The 14,959-nt window shown below is 63.1% G+C and carries 16 protein-coding genes; 6 read left to right on the forward strand and 10 right to left on the reverse strand.

All coding sequences use genetic code 11. The annotated features are described in order from the left end of the window. Window positions 1-15 precede the first annotated feature (15 nt). Genes dsrK through dsrA form a run of 8 tightly spaced genes read right to left on the reverse strand, consistent with a single transcriptional unit; the run spans window position 16 to window position 6,255 of the window. Window positions 16-1,542 carry a sulfate reduction electron transfer complex DsrMKJOP subunit DsrK gene (gene dsrK / locus OEZ49_RS08950; protein ID WP_263387983.1) on the reverse strand — a complete coding sequence of 509 codons (1,527 nt, stop codon included), beginning with the start codon at window positions 1,540-1,542 and terminating at the stop codon, window positions 16-18. A 3-nt stretch (window positions 1,543-1,545) separates the two neighbouring features. Further along, the gene (locus OEZ49_RS08955) at window positions 1,546-2,268 is read right to left on the reverse strand and encodes a respiratory nitrate reductase subunit gamma (protein WP_263387984.1); all 723 of its coding nucleotides are present in this window, start codon (window positions 2,266-2,268) and stop codon (window positions 1,546-1,548) included. Window positions 2,269-2,327: 59 nt separating this feature from the next. Next, window positions 2,328-2,660, reverse strand: a complete 333-nt coding sequence (locus OEZ49_RS08960) for a TusE/DsrC/DsvC family sulfur relay protein (RefSeq protein ID WP_164131275.1) — start codon at window positions 2,658-2,660, stop codon at window positions 2,328-2,330. 48 nt (window positions 2,661-2,708) lie between these two features. Then, complete coding sequence (tusB, locus tag OEZ49_RS08965) at window positions 2,709-3,017, reverse strand: sulfurtransferase complex subunit TusB (RefSeq protein WP_263387985.1); 309 nt, start codon at window positions 3,015-3,017, stop codon at window positions 2,709-2,711. Window positions 3,018-3,026: 9 nt separating this feature from the next. Further along, the gene (tusC, locus tag OEZ49_RS08970; protein WP_263387986.1) at window positions 3,027-3,434 is read right to left on the reverse strand and encodes a sulfurtransferase complex subunit TusC; all 408 of its coding nucleotides are present in this window, start codon (window positions 3,432-3,434) and stop codon (window positions 3,027-3,029) included. A 9-nt stretch (window positions 3,435-3,443) separates the two neighbouring features. Continuing rightward, window positions 3,444-3,836 (reverse strand): sulfurtransferase complex subunit TusD, encoded by a 393-nt coding sequence (gene tusD / locus OEZ49_RS08975; RefSeq protein WP_263387987.1) that lies wholly within the window; start codon window positions 3,834-3,836, stop codon window positions 3,444-3,446. Between the two features lie 16 nt (window positions 3,837-3,852). Further along, on the reverse strand, window positions 3,853-4,935 hold the full coding sequence (dsrB, locus tag OEZ49_RS08980; protein ID WP_263387988.1) for a dissimilatory-type sulfite reductase subunit beta: 1,083 nt from the start codon (window positions 4,933-4,935) through the stop codon (window positions 3,853-3,855). Window positions 4,936-4,959: 24 nt separating this feature from the next. Then, the gene (gene dsrA, locus OEZ49_RS08985) at window positions 4,960-6,255 is read right to left on the reverse strand and encodes a dissimilatory-type sulfite reductase subunit alpha (RefSeq protein ID WP_164131284.1); all 1,296 of its coding nucleotides are present in this window, start codon (window positions 6,253-6,255) and stop codon (window positions 4,960-4,962) included. 256 nt (window positions 6,256-6,511) lie between these two features. Between dsrA and OEZ49_RS08990 the strand changes: the two genes are divergently transcribed. The 5 genes from OEZ49_RS08990 to OEZ49_RS09010 all read left to right on the forward strand — a co-directional run bounded on the left by OEZ49_RS08990 (window position 6,512) and on the right by OEZ49_RS09010 (window position 10,365). After that, window positions 6,512-7,444: a TauD/TfdA family dioxygenase gene (locus tag OEZ49_RS08990; protein ID WP_263387989.1), complete on the forward strand. Its 933-nt coding sequence runs from the start codon at window positions 6,512-6,514 to the stop codon at window positions 7,442-7,444. Then, window positions 7,431-7,625, forward strand: coding sequence for a hypothetical protein (locus OEZ49_RS08995; protein WP_263387990.1), 195 nt, complete (start codon window positions 7,431-7,433; stop codon window positions 7,623-7,625). The genes OEZ49_RS08990 and OEZ49_RS08995 overlap by 14 nt, the downstream gene beginning before the upstream one ends. Next, window positions 7,622-7,825: a DUF6967 family protein gene (locus tag OEZ49_RS09000; protein WP_263387991.1), complete on the forward strand. Its 204-nt coding sequence runs from the start codon at window positions 7,622-7,624 to the stop codon at window positions 7,823-7,825. Before OEZ49_RS08995 ends, OEZ49_RS09000 begins: the two co-directional genes overlap by 4 nt. Window positions 7,826-7,868: 43 nt before the next feature. Beyond that, a complete protein-coding gene (locus OEZ49_RS09005) occupies window positions 7,869-8,978 on the forward strand; it encodes an Mrp/NBP35 family ATP-binding protein (protein ID WP_263387992.1) in 1,110 nt (369 codons plus the stop codon). 103 nt (window positions 8,979-9,081) lie between these two features. Beyond that, the gene (locus OEZ49_RS09010; protein ID WP_263387993.1) at window positions 9,082-10,365 is read left to right on the forward strand and encodes an NAD(P)/FAD-dependent oxidoreductase; all 1,284 of its coding nucleotides are present in this window, start codon (window positions 9,082-9,084) and stop codon (window positions 10,363-10,365) included. 57 nt (window positions 10,366-10,422) lie between these two features. Here the strand turns inward: OEZ49_RS09010 and OEZ49_RS09015 are convergent, their stop codons facing one another. Next, on the reverse strand, window positions 10,423-11,514 hold the full coding sequence (locus OEZ49_RS09015) for a YeeE/YedE family protein (protein WP_263387994.1): 1,092 nt from the start codon (window positions 11,512-11,514) through the stop codon (window positions 10,423-10,425). Between the two features lie 208 nt (window positions 11,515-11,722). Between OEZ49_RS09015 and OEZ49_RS09020 the strand changes: the two genes are divergently transcribed. After that, window positions 11,723-13,123: an amidase family protein gene (locus OEZ49_RS09020; protein ID WP_263387995.1), complete on the forward strand. Its 1,401-nt coding sequence runs from the start codon at window positions 11,723-11,725 to the stop codon at window positions 13,121-13,123. A 9-nt stretch (window positions 13,124-13,132) separates the two neighbouring features. Here OEZ49_RS09020 and OEZ49_RS09025 read toward each other — a convergent pair whose 3' ends face one another. Continuing rightward, on the reverse strand, window positions 13,133-14,926 hold the full coding sequence (locus OEZ49_RS09025; RefSeq protein WP_263387996.1) for a TRAP transporter permease: 1,794 nt from the start codon (window positions 14,924-14,926) through the stop codon (window positions 13,133-13,135). Window positions 14,927-14,959 lie beyond the last annotated feature (33 nt).

The raw sequence follows: 14,959 nt of genomic DNA on the forward strand, positions 1-14,959 counted from the left end.
CGGTTCTTTCTCGTCTCAGGCGTCGTCCGCCTCATCGGCGTCCTCACCCTCTTGGCCCGTCAGGATGATGGCGTTCGACACCAGCTGATGGACCGACAGGATCGCGTCCATCTCGTATCCGTATTTCGGCATGACCTTTCCGAACTGCGTCTTGCAGATGGCGCAGATCGCGGCCATGTGGGTGACCCCGTGTTCCTCGGTCACGTTCTGCAGCGCCTTCATGCGTGGCGCCGATCCCTTGACCCGCAGGTCCAACAAGTCATCGGTCAATAACCCACCCCCGCCGCCACAGCACAGCGTGGCCTCGCGGATCGTGTCGGGCTCCATGTCGAAGAAGTTGTTGCAGACCGCGCGGATGACATTGCGCGGGATCTCGAACTGGCCGCCGGGATAGTCGCCCATGCCGCTCGCGCGGGCGACGTTGCAGCTGTCGTGATAGGTCAGCCGGATATGGTCGTTCCGGCTGGGATCGAGCGTCAGGGTCCCCTTCTGGATCTCGTCCCAGGTGAATTCCAGGATGTGCTGCGGCACCGGATAGGATTGATCCAGAAAATCCCACGGTCCCGCCAGCGTGTTCAGAAACGAATAGGCCACCCGCCAGGCATGGCCGCATTCGCCAAAGATGATCCGCTTGACGCCCAGATCCTGCGCCGCCTTGCGGATGCGCAGGCTGATTTCGCGCATGTTCTCATAGGACCCGATGAACAGGCCGAAATTGGCGGCCTCGGAGGCATAGGAACTCAGCGTCCAGCTGACGCCCGCCTCGTGAAACACCTTGGCATAGCCGATCAGCCCTTCGATATGCGGCTCGGCAAAGAAATCGGCCGAGGGCGTGACCAGCAGGATATCGGCACCCTTTTCATCCAGCGGCAGGCGCACCGAGACGCCGGTATCGTCCTCGATATCCTCTTCCAGATCCTCCAGCGTCGCCCTCAGTGCCTTGGGGTTCAGACCCAGGTTGTTGCCGATATCCTTGACCTTGCCGATAATCTCGTTGGAATACTTCTGCCCCACGCCCACGCTGTCGAGGATCTCACGCGCCGCCATGGTGATCTCGGCCGTGTCGATCCCATAGGGGCAAAAGACCGAGCAACGGCGGCATTCGCTGCACTGGTGGTAGTAGGAATACCACTCGTTCAGCACCTCTTCGGTCAGGTCGCGCGCGCCCACCAGCCAGGGGAAATGCTTGCCCGCGAATGTGAAATAGCGCCGGTAAACCGAGCGCAGCAGATCCTGCCGCGCCACCGGCATGTTCTTGGGGTCGCCGGTGCCCAGGAAATAGTGGCACTTGTCGGTGCAGGCGCCGCATTTCACGCAGATATCCAGATAGACCTGAAAGGCGCGGTTCTTCTCGGCCAGCTCCTGCATCTTGGCCAGCGCCTTTTCCTTCCAGTCCGGCACCAGCTCGCCGGGAAAGCCCAGCTTCGCCTGATGCTCTGCCTGTGCGACAAAGGGTTTCGTCCCCTCCATCGCGCCCCGTTTCAGACAGGGAATATCCAGCGGAAAGGCAAGCTCGGGAACCTGGGTATCGCCGTCGGCCATGGCTCAATTCTCCATCCTGGCGGCCCAGGGCGCGACATGGCGCACCTCGCGCGGGTTGTCGACCTGGTTGCGGCTGGGGCTGAAAAAGACGCCCGGCGCATGCAGGAGCTTGGATATCGGGAACACGATCATCAGGACGATCACCAGCCCCAGATGCACGAGCAGGGTCGGGTCCGCCGGCAGTTCGCCGATGCGAAACCGCATCAGCCCCAACATGTACGCCTTCACGGCCACGATATCGGTATGGGCGACAAAGCGCGTCATCGCGCCCGAAGCGCCGATGCCCATCAGCAGCGCCAGCATCAGATGATCCGAAGGGTTCGATATATAGCGGATGCGCTCCACAAGGATGCGCCGCGCCCAAAGCCCGGCCAGACCGGCCAGCATGGCAAAACCGGCATAAGTACCAAAGGGCTGCACGATCTCGACCCAGCCCCAGACCGGTTGCGTGAAATACCGCAGGTGCCGCGCCAGAACCAGCCACAAGGCCATGTGGAACACCCAGCCAAAAAGCCAAATCCACTTGTTCGACTTGTAGAGGCTTTCAAAGAACACGGCCTCGCGGAACACCCGCAGGATGACGCCACCGCGCGTTTTCGGCGCGGGGGTCGTCGGTATCTTGAGCGGGGCGGGAACACGCGCATAGACCCTGATCTTGCGCACCACACCGATCAGCAGGATCAGTGTCGCGACATAGAACAGGATGGCATAGACGGTTCCCAGCACGCAGGTTGCTCCTCGCTTTGCCCCTGAACAGGGTCAGGGGCGGTGTTAGCCTGTTCGCCTCAGACGCAGCCGGTGGGCTTGGGCAGACCGGCGATCTTGCAGGCCTGTTTCGCCGGGCCATAAGGGAACAGCTCGTACATGTACTTGTTGTTTCCCTTGTCCGGTCCCATCGACTTCTTGATCGCCTTGATCAGCACCCGCACCGCCGGTGCGATCTGGTACTCGTCGTAATATTCCCGCAGGAAATTCACGACTTCCCAATGCTCGCTGGTCATGTCGATGTTCTCGGTCTTGGCGATTTCATCGGCCAGTTCCTTGGACCAGTCGCTGAGCGTGGTGATATAGCCCTCTTCATCATGTTCGATGGTGTGGCCGTTGACCTGGTAAGACATGGTTCTTTCCTCTTCCCTATGCGTGCCCGGAACCGCCGGGCAAATCTTTCAAAGCCAGGACTGCGTCCGGTCATGTTCTGTGACGAGATCGACAAACCCGTCATAGCCCACAGGTTTTGCCCCCGAGATCAGCTTGCCCGCGTCGATGCCGCGCGCCTTGAGATCGCCGTCAAGCACGTAAAGCGCGACCTCCCCCATCCGCGCCCTGACCTGATCCGCCATCGCGGACCCGTCGAGCGCGCCATAGACCGCATCCTCGATCAGCAAAACGGCGTCGCCCGGCAGGCAATGGCCCAGACAACTGGAGAGCGTCGCGTTGCCAAAGGGTGACTTGTTCACGGTATGCAAGGTTGACATGTCTACCCCCTAGAAACTCAGCACGACGTCCTGATCGGCCATGATCCCTGCCATCTCGGCCCGGCTTACGACCCGGATCGAAGGTTTCTCCTCCCAGTCGTCATCCTCGTCCTCATAGGTGATCTCTTGCAGATCGCCCTCGGACAGGCCGCGCTCTTCCAGCGACTCGCGCTCGACATAAAGCTTGGTCACCTCGTAATCGCCCAGCGCCCGGAACGTCGGAGAGAAGTTCTTGACCCCGATCGCGTCGGTGTTCTGACCGCGGGTCAGCTGGAACACCCCGTCATCGAGAAAGGCCAGCGACACGTCCTGTTCAAAGGCCGCGCCGATCAGCACCACCTCCAGGCTTTCCAGCGCATAGATGGTGCCATAGGGCGGCTTGCGGTTCACGTAGAGGAATTTCTTGATATCCGACATCGCCTTGCCTCAATCCCCGAACGTTACCAGCCGGTCGGTCTGGATACCCATTTCGATCAACTGCCCCAGCCCCGAGATCCGGAACCCCTCGGCGATGTTGTGGGCATCCTTGCCCTGCCGCTTGGCCTCGTTCTCGTCCAGGAGCCCCCGCCGCTGCGCCGCCGCGATACAGACTACGAGGTCGATCTCGTGTTCCTGGGCCAGCGCCGTCCACTGTTTCTGGATATGGCGCTCGTCCTGCGGCGGCACCGACAACCGGGTCGAGACATTGACCCCGTCATGATAGAAGAACACCCGCGGCACCTCGTGCCCCTTGTCCAGCGCCGCCTTCACGAACTGATAGGCGGTATCGGCGGCCTGATGGGTATAGGGCCCTTCGCTGACGACTACTCCGATCTTCACGTCCGAACCTCTCGCGTCAGAAATGCAGATGCGCGGACATGTTCATCGTCTTGCGCGCGCCCGTCCACGTGTCCAGATGGTGCTTGGTGAAGGCCAGTTCGGTCATCTCGAAGAACCGTTTCCAGCCGATCCGGTCGATCCACTCGCCCATCCGCTCCCAATGCTTGGCGTCGTGCTTGTAGGCTTCGACGATCCGGCGCACGACCTCCTTCACTTCGGGCCAGTGCGGCGCGTTGTTGGGCAGGTTGGCAACAGCCAGCTTGTGGAACGTGGGCTTGGAGCGGGCGTTGGAATGCTTGCCGCCGACCCAGACCGCGATCTTGGTCGAATCCGCGCCATTTATCTGCATCGGCGGGCACGGCGGATAGCAGGCCCCGCAGCAGACGCATTTCTTTTCGTCCACCTCCAGCGAAGGCTTGCCGTTGACCATCGCCGGGCGAATGGCGGCAACCGGGCAGCGGGCCACCACGGCGGGACGTTCGCAGACGTTGGCAACCAGATCGTGGTTGATCTTGGGCGGCTTGGTGTATTGCACGTTGACCGCGATATCCCCCTGCCCGCCACAGTTGATCTGACAGCAACTGGTGGTGATCCGCAGCCGGTTGGGCATCTTTTCCTGCACGAATTCCTTGTGCAGCATGTCCATCAGCCCCTTGACCACGCCCGAGGCGTCGGTGCCGGGAATGTCGCAATGCAGCCAGCCCTGCGTATGACTGACCATCGAGACCGAGGCACCGGTGCCGCCGACCGGGAAACCGGCCTGATCCAGCGCGGCGATCAGCGGGGCCACCTTGCCCTCGTCCGCGACCATGAACTCGATGTTCGACCGCGTGGTGAACCGGACATGGCCATCGGCATAGGCATCGCCGATGTCACAGAGCTTGCGGATGGTGAACACATCCATCTGGCGCTGGGTTCCGGCGCGCACGGTATAGATCACGTCCCCCGATTTCGCGACATGGCGCAGCACGCCGGGACGCGGCCGTTCGTGCCAGTCCCAGTTGCCATAGTTGGCCTTCATCACCGGGTGCATGTACTGGAACGGGTCCGGAACGCCAACTTCGTCCGGGACGCGGGGGGTCTTTGCCTGGGTCGTCATCTCTCTCTCCCTCCTGGCCTGGACTTACTCGGCCGCCGTGCTGCCCGCCTTTTCGGCGGCCATCCGGTCGAACCACTTCGCGGCTTCCTCGTCGAAATCATCGGTACGCACGTAACAAGAGGTGCGCGGATGATTGACCATGTTCGGGTCGGGTTCGATATCCAGCGCCTCCAGGAAGGCCGGCAGGCCGATCCGGTCGATGGTCTCGCCGATCCGCTCATGCTCCAGCGCGTTGTCGGCAAAGAACTCGACAACGTTCTGGGCGAACTCTTCGAGCTTTTCGAAATCCTCGTCGGTTTCCAGCTTCATGAAGGGCACCACCATGATCCCCATCAGGTCTCCGATCTTCAGCGCCCGCTTGCCCCCGATCATGATCGAGATCCCGCGATCGTCGCCAGGGCTGAGCGCCTTGGTCATCACGTTGATGCAATGCATGCAGCGCACGCAGGACCGGTTGTCGATCTCCAGCGTGTCGTCATCGTTCAGCGAAATGGCCCGCGTCGGGCACATCGAAACGACCGTGTCGATCGTGTACTTGCGCCCCTTCTCCTTGACGTGTTCCTTGACCTTTTCCTGGTCGATCTTGATATCGTCGCGCCAGGTGCCGATCACCGCAAAATCGGCCCGGTGGATGGCATTCACACAGTCGTTGGCGCAGCCCGAGAACTTGAACTTGAACTTGTAGGGCAGCGCCGGGCGATGCATTTCGTCCAAGAGCGAGTTGATGATGGTGCGATGGGCGCGCACCTCGTCAAAGCAGGACTGCTCGCAGCGCGCATGGCCGACACAGGACATCGCCGTGCGCAACGCGGGCCCCGCCCCGCCAAGGTCGAAACCGATCTGGTTCAGCTCGTCGAACGCCTTCTGGGTGTTCTCCGTAGTGCAACCCTGGAACATGATGTCCCCCGACTGGCCATGAAACGCGATCAGGCCCGATCCGTGCCGTTCCCAGATATCGCAGAGCTTGCGCAGGATATCGGTGGAATAATGAAACCCTGCGGGCGGCATCACGCGCAGGGTATGAAATTCTTTTGATTCCGGGAACTTGCTGGCCACTTCGGAAAACCGAGGGATGATCCCGCCGCCATAGCCAAAGACGGATACCGTGCCGCCCTTCCAGTATCCCATACGGTTCTCGTAGGAATGATTGAGCTGACCCAGAAGGTCATTCATGATCTTCTTGTTGCCCTCGGACCCTTCGTCGCGCAGCCGCTTGATGCCGGTGACGAAACTCGGCCAGGGGCCATCCTCAAGCTCATCCAGCAATGGGGTCGGGTGGATCTTGCGATCCTCGTTGATTGCGTCCTTGTCGTCTTTCATGGCGCTCTCCCTGTCTTCGCCTTGAACCGAACTTGCCGGCGCTACCGCCCTCTCTGGCCAATCGCCCCATCCGGCAGGGATCTTTGTAGCCAGTTTGGCGTTTCGAGTTGAAACATCATTACATAATAATTTACGAATATGGAATGAGACGCAAGAAATAGTACGCATCGGCGCACGATTATTGCGGTGCAGCATTTTACGCCGCGCCGCCGCATCGAGCGGGTGAGGTCAGAAAGTCGGGAACACGCAAAAGCTTATGGAAAACCTGACAAACACGATAAGGGATTTCGACTGGACGGACTTATCGCGGAATGACCGCTGGCAGGACTGGCGCGCGGCAAAGATTCGCGCATCTCAGGCGCTGACCAGCGCCGAACCCGTCGCCCTGCCCCGCCTTGACCGGCCCCATCCGGCGGCCCTGTCCGAAATCCTGTTGCGGTGCAGCATGCAGAACTTCGCGCTCTACGACGCCCGCCCGACCGCACCAGACCTTGAAACGGTCAGCCGCGCCTTGCTGACCTTTGCCGAGGGGCTGGGCCTGACCGTCACCGAGAATCACCGCTCGGCCGGACACGCCCAGGTGGTCGCGCTGCGCACCTCCTCGGACGAGGGCAAGAAGGGGTACATCCCCTATACCCCGCGCCCGATGAACTGGCACACCGACGGCTACTACAACCCGGCGCACAGCCCGGTAAAAGGCTTCATCCTGCACTGCTTTCAACAGGCTGCGTCGGGTGGCGAAAACCACCTGCTCGACCCGGAAATCGCCTATCTGCGCCTGCGCGACGAAAACCCCGCCTATGTCCGCGCCCTGATGCACCCGGCGGCGATGACCATCCCAGAGAATCGCGAAAACGACGGCACCCTGCGGCCGGCCTCGACGGGGCCGGTGTTCTTTGCCGACGAGGCCACCGGCCGGTTGCAGATGCGCTATACCGCGCGCACCAGGTCCATCGCCTGGCGCGACGATCCGACAACCCGCGATGCCGCCGACTGGCTGCGCGACTGGCTCATCCGTGGCGACCCGCTGTGGCGCCGCATCAGGTTGCAACCCGGACAGGGAATCGTGTGCAACAATGCCCTACATGACAGGACCGGTTTCACAGATGGAGAAGGCGCCCAGGCCCGCATCGTCCTGCGCATCCGCTTTCACCAGAGAGTACGGGAGGATTTTCGTGGCGCAGCTTAGCGATCTGATCATCGGCCACCCCGAGGTGGCCTCGTTCAAGGAATTGGTCGAGCTGGTGGAACACGCCGGTACATCCGGCCAGATGTTCCTCGAATTCGACGTCAAGCCAGACTACCGCGATACGCCGCGCAACTGGCAATGGGTGCTCGAGGCCGCCTTTACCCGGGGGGCGAACACGTGACCGACAAATTCACCGAGATTGCCCAGTTCGACCTGCCCTATCGCCGCAAGGCCACCATCCGGCTGGTCGAGTTCGAGGGCGGCATGAAAATGGTCCGCCTTGTCCTGCGCGAGGGCACGCGGATCACCCAGATCGACCTCGACGCAGACAGCGCCACCCAATTGAGCAGAACCCTCGCGGACACGGCGGCGCGGCTGTGACCGGACAGCGCCGCAACCCGACAAACTCAAAGGCACGGACCTCATGAAAAAGATCATACTTGCAAGACTGTCGCTGATCACGCCCCCGGGCAGCCGGACGGATCTGCTCACCTCGGGTATGATCCTTCCCGATCAGGTCATGGTCGAGGGCGGCAAGGTCGTCATTCCCGTCAATGTCCCGCCCGATTTTCACGGCGATCTGGCGCAGGTCCAGACCCTCATCGAAGAGCGGCTGCAAAGCCTGGACGGCATCGACAACCTGCTGGTGGTGCTGACAGCCGAACGCGCGGCCGCGCCTCAACCCACGGCCCCCGAACCGCCAAAGCTGAAAAAACGCCCGACCGAAGCGCCCGGCCGCGACATGCGCCCGCATTCGGCGGCCGTTCCGGGGATCAAGAACATCATCGCCGTCGCCTCGGGCAAGGGTGGGGTCGGCAAATCGACCACCGCCGCAAACCTGGCGCTGGCGCTGCGGTCGCTGGGCCTGCGCGTCGGGCTGCTCGACGCCGATATCTACGGCCCCTCGATGCCCCGCCTTCTGGCCATCACCGAACGCCCCCGGATCGAGGACGACGTGGTCTACCCGGTCGAACAATACGGGATCAAGGTCATGTCCATGGGCTTTCTCATGCAGGAGGAAAGCCCGGTGATCTGGCGCGGCCCCATGGTGGTGACCGCTCTGATGCAGATGACGCGCGAGGTGAACTGGGGCGAACTGGATGTTCTGGTGCTCGACATGCCGCCCGGCACCGGTGACGCGCAGCTGACGATGGCGCAACAGGTGCCCTTGCAGGGCGCCGTGATCGTTTCGACCCCGCAGGATCTGGCCTTGATCGACGCCCGAAAGGGGCTGAAGATGTTCAAGCAGGTGGATGTTCCCATCCTGGGCATCGTCGAAAACATGTCGACCTTCATTTGCCCCCATTGCGGCAAGTCCTCCGACATCTTTGGCCATGGCGGCGCCGAGGAAGACGCCCGCCGGCTGGGCGTGCCCTTCCTCGGCGCGATCCCGCTGCACATGACCATCCGCGAGATGTCGGATGCCGGCACGCCCGTTGTGATCTCGGATCCCGACGGGGTGCACGCCCGGCATTACCGCGACATCGCGCTCCGGGTCGCAACACGGCTGTTCCCCGAGGACGACGAGGATTGACCTGCATCAACGCGGGTTCTCGCAGTTCCGCTAGAATGCGGCAGCCAGCCATTTTGGGTTGCGCGGCGCAGTCCGCGCATAGCCGTGGGAGGAGAGTTCACGAATGGCGCATATCGTTGTCTTAGGAGCAGGTTTGGGCGGGGTCATCATGGCCTTCGAGGCCCGCGAACACCTCGGGTCCGGTCACCAGATCACGGTCATCAACAAGGGCGACAAGTTCCACTTTGTCCCCTCCAACCCCTGGGTCGCCGTGGGATGGCGGGACCGCAAGCAGATCGAGGTCGATCTGAACCAGGCGCTGAAACGGGTCGGCGCCACGCTGCGCCCCGAAGGGGCGGCTCGCCTGCATCCCGAAGAAAACCGGGTCGAACTGACCACCGGTGAAAGCGTCAGCTATGACTACCTTGTCATTGCCACCGGCCCGGACCTGGCTTTTGACGAAATCCCGGGCTTCGGGCCCGAGGGCTACACCCAATCCGTCTGCCATGTCGACCACGCGATCCGGGCCAAGGCCGCGTTTGAAAAGCTGCTCCAGAACCCAGGCCCGGTGGTGGTTGGCGCGGTACAGGGGGCAAGCTGCTTTGGCCCAGCCTACGAGTTCATCTTCATCCTCGACACGGCGCTCCGCCGGGCCAAGATCCGCGACAAGGTGCCGATGACCTTTGTCACCTCGGAACCCTATATCGGGCATCTCGGCCTTGACGGGGTGGGCGATACCAAGGGTCTGTTGGAAAGCGAGATGCGCGAGCACCGCATCAAGTGGATCACCAACGCCCGCGTGACCTCGGTCGAGGACGGCATGCTGCATGCCGAGGAAGTCGGCCAGAATTCCGATGTCGTCGCCACCCATGACCTGCCCTTTGCCTATACCATGATGCTGCCCGCGTTTCGTGGCGTTCCAGCGGTCAAGGACATCGAGGGGTTGACCAACCCGCGCGGCTTCATCCTGATCGACAAGCATCAGCGCAATGCCAAATACCCCAATGTCTTCGGCATCGGCGTCGGCGTTGCCATCCCGCCGACCGGACCCACGCCGGTGCCCGTGGGCGTGCCGAAAACCGGTTTCATGATCGAAAGCATGGTCACGGCGACGGCGATGAACATCGCCTCTCTGGTCGCGGGACAGGAACCGAAAGAAGTCGCAAGCTGGAACGCCGTCTGTCTCGCCGATTTCGGCGATTCAGGCGTTGCCTTCGTGGCCCAGCCCCAGATCCCGCCGCGCAACGTCAACTGGTCGTCATCGGGCCGCTGGGTTCACCTCGCCAAGATCGGCTTCGAGAAGTACTTCATCCGCAAGGTCAAGCGCGGCACGTCGGAACCGTTCTACGAGTCGCTTGCGCTCAAGGCGCTCGGGATCGACAAACTGAAAGCCACGCAATCAGGCTAAGGCCGGATCATACGCGGTCCCGAAACAGTCGGGGCCGCGCAATACATCAGACGCTCGTCAGGCGATGGCCTCCATCGTCTTTACCCCGGCGATCCCGCCCAGCACGATAAAGACAAAGGTGATCACAGAACCGACGGCCAGCGTCGACACCCCGGTCAGCGCCTGCCCCACGGTGCAGCCCAGCGCCAGCACGCCGCCGATGCCCATCAGCGCGGCACCCAGCATGTTGCGGATCGAATCCGCCTGGTCGGCAAAGGTCGTCAGATGCAGCCGCCCCATCGACAGCGCCCCGGCCAGACCGCCAATCAGGGCACCTGCCACTGTGACAATCCCGAAGCCCGGCGCGCCCAGCGCGGTATAGCGCATCAGGTAGTCGATCGTGTCACCCACCGGCCGCACATAGCTGAGCGAGATCACCGACGGGTTGTCCGCAAACTCGTCATAGGTCAGCCCGGTCAGCGCCCATCCCAGCACCACGCACAGGCCAATGCCGACCCCCGCCACCAGATTGCGCGGCGAGGTGCGGAAACTGGCGCTGGCAAAACAGAAGGTCAAGAGCCCCAGCACCACCACCAGCATCGTGACGGTTGTCGCGGTTTCGACCGACATGCCGGACAGGCCCGACAGAACCGCGCCCAGGCTCTGATCCTCGATCCCCGCCTCGGCCAGATCCACCGACATCGGGTCGAAAATCGCCACCCGCAACGGCCCCAACAGCCCGCCGATGGTCATGTATCCAAAGATGCCGGTGATCAGCAGCACCACGATAGACCGCAGGTCCCCGCCCCCGGCCCGAACCAGGTTGCGGCTGATGCATCCGCCCGAGAACACCATGCCAAAACCAAAGATCAGCCCGCCGGCAACATTGGCCCCCCAGCCCAGCGTCGGCGCCTGGTACATCGACAGCGTCATGTCCGCCATCCCCGCACCCTCGATCAGCCAGACTCCGAACACCGCCACAGCAATGGCCAACAGCCACGCGCGAAACCGGTTCCAGTCTCCGAACGACAGGATGTCCGAAATCGACCCCATGGTGCAGAAGTTCGTGCGATAGACGATAAAGCCAAAGGCGATACCGATGAGCAATCCGCCCCAGGCAATGTAGAAGTCGGCCGACTCCACCGCCATTTCTTTCCAGATTTCCACCATTGCGCCCTCTCTCCTCCCAAAGAGACTGCCATCACAGCGAAGTCCCCCAGATAACAACACATAAAGATGGTAGAATGTTTCTATGTTATCTGTCTAGTTTCGTGGCGCGGCCACCCAGTCGCAGTGCGTTGGCAAATGCCGCCCAGCGGTGCACAGTGCCCGCAGATGCCCGCCATCCGGCCCGAACCCCGATCAGAGAAGAGAGACCATGCAACACCCCTGGGAAATGACCGCCAGCGAAATCGCCGCCTCGGTGCGCACAGGCAAACTCAGCGCGGTCGAGGTTGCCGAGGCGCATCTGAGCCGCCTTGAACAGGTGAACCCCAGCATCAACGCGGTAGTGCAGGAATTCCCCGAGGAAGCGCTGGCCGCCGCGCGGCAGGTCGATACCGCCATCGCCCGGGGCGAAGACCCCGGCCCCCTCTGCGGCGTGCCGGTGACCATCAAGGTCAACGTGGACCAGAAAAGCCATGCCACAACCAACGGGCTGAGGCTCCAGGAAAACCTGATCGCCGAGCATGACAGCCCGGTTGTCGCCAATATCCGCACGGCGGGCGGGGTCATCCTCGGCCGCACCAACACGCCCGCCTTTTCGCTGCGCTGGTTTACAAAGAACAACCTGCACGGCCAGACGCTGAACCCCCGAAACCGCGGGATCACCCCGGGCGGTTCCTCCGGCGGGGCCTCGGCGGCGGTGGCGGCGGGCCTTTGCGCCGTGGGGCACGGCACCGATATCGCGGGGTCCATCCGCTACCCGGCCTATGCCTGCGGCCTGCACGGGTTGCGCCCCACGCTGGGCCGCATTCCCGCCTATAACGCCAGCGCGGCTGACCGGTTCATCGGCGCGCAGATCATGGCCGTCTCCGGCCCCATCACCCGCAGCATCGCGGATCTGGGCCTGTCCCTGGCCGCCATGGCCGCCCCGGACCTGCGCGACCCGTGGTATGCGCCCGTCCCCACAGGCCCGCGCGACTTCCCCAAACGGGCGGCACTGACCCTGTCGCCCGATGGCATGCCCGTCTCCGAGGCGGTGCAAAAGACGCTGCTCAAGGCCGCAGAAATCCTGAAGGCCGCAGGATGGACCGTGACCGAGGTCGACTGCGCGCCGATCCGGCAGGCCGCCGAGTTGAACTCCCAACTCTGGATGGCGGATACTCTTTTCGGTGCGGCGGAGATGATAGGGAAAGAGGCCGAGCCCGACTCTCAATTCGTCTTCCAGCAGATGCTCAAGGACACAGGAAAGGTCGATTTCGAAACCCTGATGAAAGCCCTGCAATCGCGCGCCACGCTGGTCCGAGAATGGGAACTGTTCCTGGCCGACTACCCGGTCCTGATTTGCCCCGTGTCGGGCGAACTGCCCTTCGCCCAACAACTGGATGTCAGCTCGGAACAGGCCTTCGCCCGCGTTCTCGAGGCGCAACTGACACAGCGCGGCCTGCCCGTGATGGGCATGCCGGCCCTCTCGGTCGCGATGGGCGAGATCGACGGGATCCCGACCGGGGTGCAGCTTGTCGGGCCGAAATACCGCGAGGATATCCTGCTTGCCGCCGGTGCCGAGATCGAGGCGGCAGGCAACCGCCCGACGGTCGCCACACCCGATTGGGTCTAAGCCCTCAGGTCACATCAGTGCCGGACCAAACAGCAAGACCGCCGCGCCCCCCGACAAGAGAACCCGAACGATCAGGCTGAACCGCCCGATCAGCGCAAAGGACAGCGCCGTCAGCGCGACGGCCAGCACGGCAAAGGCGGTGATCGCCCCCACCGGGTCCTCAGCCACCCGAATGACCGCGGGCCAGGTCACCATGCCCACCGGGATCAGGTAGAGACCAACGCCCAGCGCCATCGCGGTCAGGGCCACCTTGATCCAGTTCTCTTCGGCCATGCCAGCCGCGATGAACACCGCGCCGCAGACCGGCGGCGTGATCGTCGACAAGAGCGCGAACCAGAATACGAAGAGATGCGCCTGCAACGGCTCCAGCCCCAGTTTCATCAGCGCCGGACCGGCAACCGAAACACAGATCACATAAGCGGCGGTTGTCGGCACCTCCATGCCCAGCACCAGACAGGCCACCGCCGTCAGCAGCAGCGACGCCCAGAGCGCCCCGCCCGCCCCTTCCAGAATGACCGAGGTGATCTTGACCCCCAGCCCGGTCGACCCCAGCACCCCGATGATGATCGAGGCGCAAAAGATGATCGCCGCGATCATCGACACCTGCCGCGCGGCGGTCAGCAGCGCCTCGGACACGCGCCCCTTGATCTTGGATGGATCGACCCGCAGATCTCCATCCACCAGCAGCAACAGCGCCCCGGTCAGGATGGCAAGGCAGGCGGCATATTGCGGCGTATAGCCCGCCACGAACATGCCCAGCATGAGAACCGTAAAGGGCACGAGGAAAAAGACCGAGGTAACCACCACATCGCGCGTGCGCGGCCGGTCCTCGGGCGCCAGCCCCTTCAGCTCGTACCGGGTCGCATAGGCGTTGATGCCGACCCACACCGCCCAGAAATACAAGAGCGCAGGCAGCAGCGCCGCCGCCATGATCTGGGTATAGGGGACACCGGTCAGCTCGACCATAACAAAGGCCCCCGCCCCCATCAACGGCGGCATGATCTGCCCGCCGGAACTGGCCACCGCCTCAACCCCGGCGGCAAGCCGCCTTGGGTATCCCAGGCGCCGCATCGCAGGCAGGGTGATCGCCCCGGTCGAGGCCACATTGGCGCTGGCCGAGCCCGAGATCGACCCGAACAGTGCAGAGGACAGGACCGAGACCTTGGCAGCGCCGCCCTTCAGCCGCCCGGCGGCGGCGGCGGCCACGTTCATGAACCCCTGCCCCGCCTCGCCCGCATTCAGCACCGCGCCAAAGATCACGAAGATCGAGACAACACCGACCGAGACCGCCGTCAGGCTGCCCCAAATCCCGGCCTCGGCAATCGTCATCGACCCCAGGAACGAGCGCAGCGGTACCCCGGAATGGCCGAACTCACCCGGAATGAGATGGCCAAAAAACGCATAGAGCAGCGCCGCCGTGGCCACCATCGGCAAGGGCCAGCCGATGGCCCGCCGCGCCGCCTCGATCACCACCGCCAGCAGCGCAAAACCGACCGCGATCTGGAACCGGTTTTCCAGATACCCGTACTGGTCGCCCAGCGCATCGGCATTCCACGCTACCCAGAGCGCCGCCGCAACGCCCACCGCGCAAAGGACCGCCCCGGAAACGGCCCGCCCACGGCCGGACACGCCGTACAGAAACACCCAGGGCAGGATCAGTGCCAGATGCAGCGGGCGGCTCACCAGATTGGGCACCAGCCCGGAAAAGATCAGGCCGATGTGAAACACGACCAGCACCAGCGCCAGCGCCAGCCAGATCCACCGCCGCCATGACGCCGCCGATGTGTCCACCGTTCCCTCCATGCCCCGTCCCTTTCCGGAAAAAGGAACCGGGCC

This window comes from Ruegeria marisflavi, assembly GCF_025673445.1.
GTDB lineage: Bacteria > Pseudomonadota > Alphaproteobacteria > Rhodobacterales > Rhodobacteraceae > Ruegeria_B > Ruegeria_B marisflavi.

What these genes read in the sequence shown, in the direction of transcription:
- OEZ49_RS09025 (WP_263387996.1), bottom strand. Translation starts at nt 14,926, where the DNA reads ATGGAGGGAACGGTGGACACATCGGCGGCGTCATGGCGGCGGTGGATC.
- OEZ49_RS09005 (WP_263387992.1), top strand. Translation starts at nt 7,869, where the DNA reads ATGAAAAAGATCATACTTGCAAGACTGTCGCTGATCACGCCCCCGGGC.
- OEZ49_RS08960 (WP_164131275.1), bottom strand. Translation starts at nt 2,660, where the DNA reads ATGTCTTACCAGGTCAACGGCCACACCATCGAACATGATGAAGAGGGC.
- OEZ49_RS09010 (WP_263387993.1), top strand. Translation starts at nt 9,082, where the DNA reads ATGGCGCATATCGTTGTCTTAGGAGCAGGTTTGGGCGGGGTCATCATG.
- dsrB (WP_263387988.1), bottom strand. Translation starts at nt 4,935, where the DNA reads ATGACGACCCAGGCAAAGACCCCCCGCGTCCCGGACGAAGTTGGCGTT.
- OEZ49_RS08990 (WP_263387989.1), top strand. Translation starts at nt 6,512, where the DNA reads ATGGAAAACCTGACAAACACGATAAGGGATTTCGACTGGACGGACTTA.
- OEZ49_RS09020 (WP_263387995.1), top strand. Translation starts at nt 11,723, where the DNA reads ATGCAACACCCCTGGGAAATGACCGCCAGCGAAATCGCCGCCTCGGTG.
- OEZ49_RS09015 (WP_263387994.1), bottom strand. Translation starts at nt 11,514, where the DNA reads ATGGTGGAAATCTGGAAAGAAATGGCGGTGGAGTCGGCCGACTTCTAC.
- dsrK (WP_263387983.1), bottom strand. Translation starts at nt 1,542, where the DNA reads ATGGCCGACGGCGATACCCAGGTTCCCGAGCTTGCCTTTCCGCTGGAT.
- tusC (WP_263387986.1), bottom strand. Translation starts at nt 3,434, where the DNA reads ATGTCGGATATCAAGAAATTCCTCTACGTGAACCGCAAGCCGCCCTAT.
- tusB (WP_263387985.1), bottom strand. Translation starts at nt 3,017, where the DNA reads ATGTCAACCTTGCATACCGTGAACAAGTCACCCTTTGGCAACGCGACG.
- dsrA (WP_164131284.1), bottom strand. Translation starts at nt 6,255, where the DNA reads ATGAAAGACGACAAGGACGCAATCAACGAGGATCGCAAGATCCACCCG.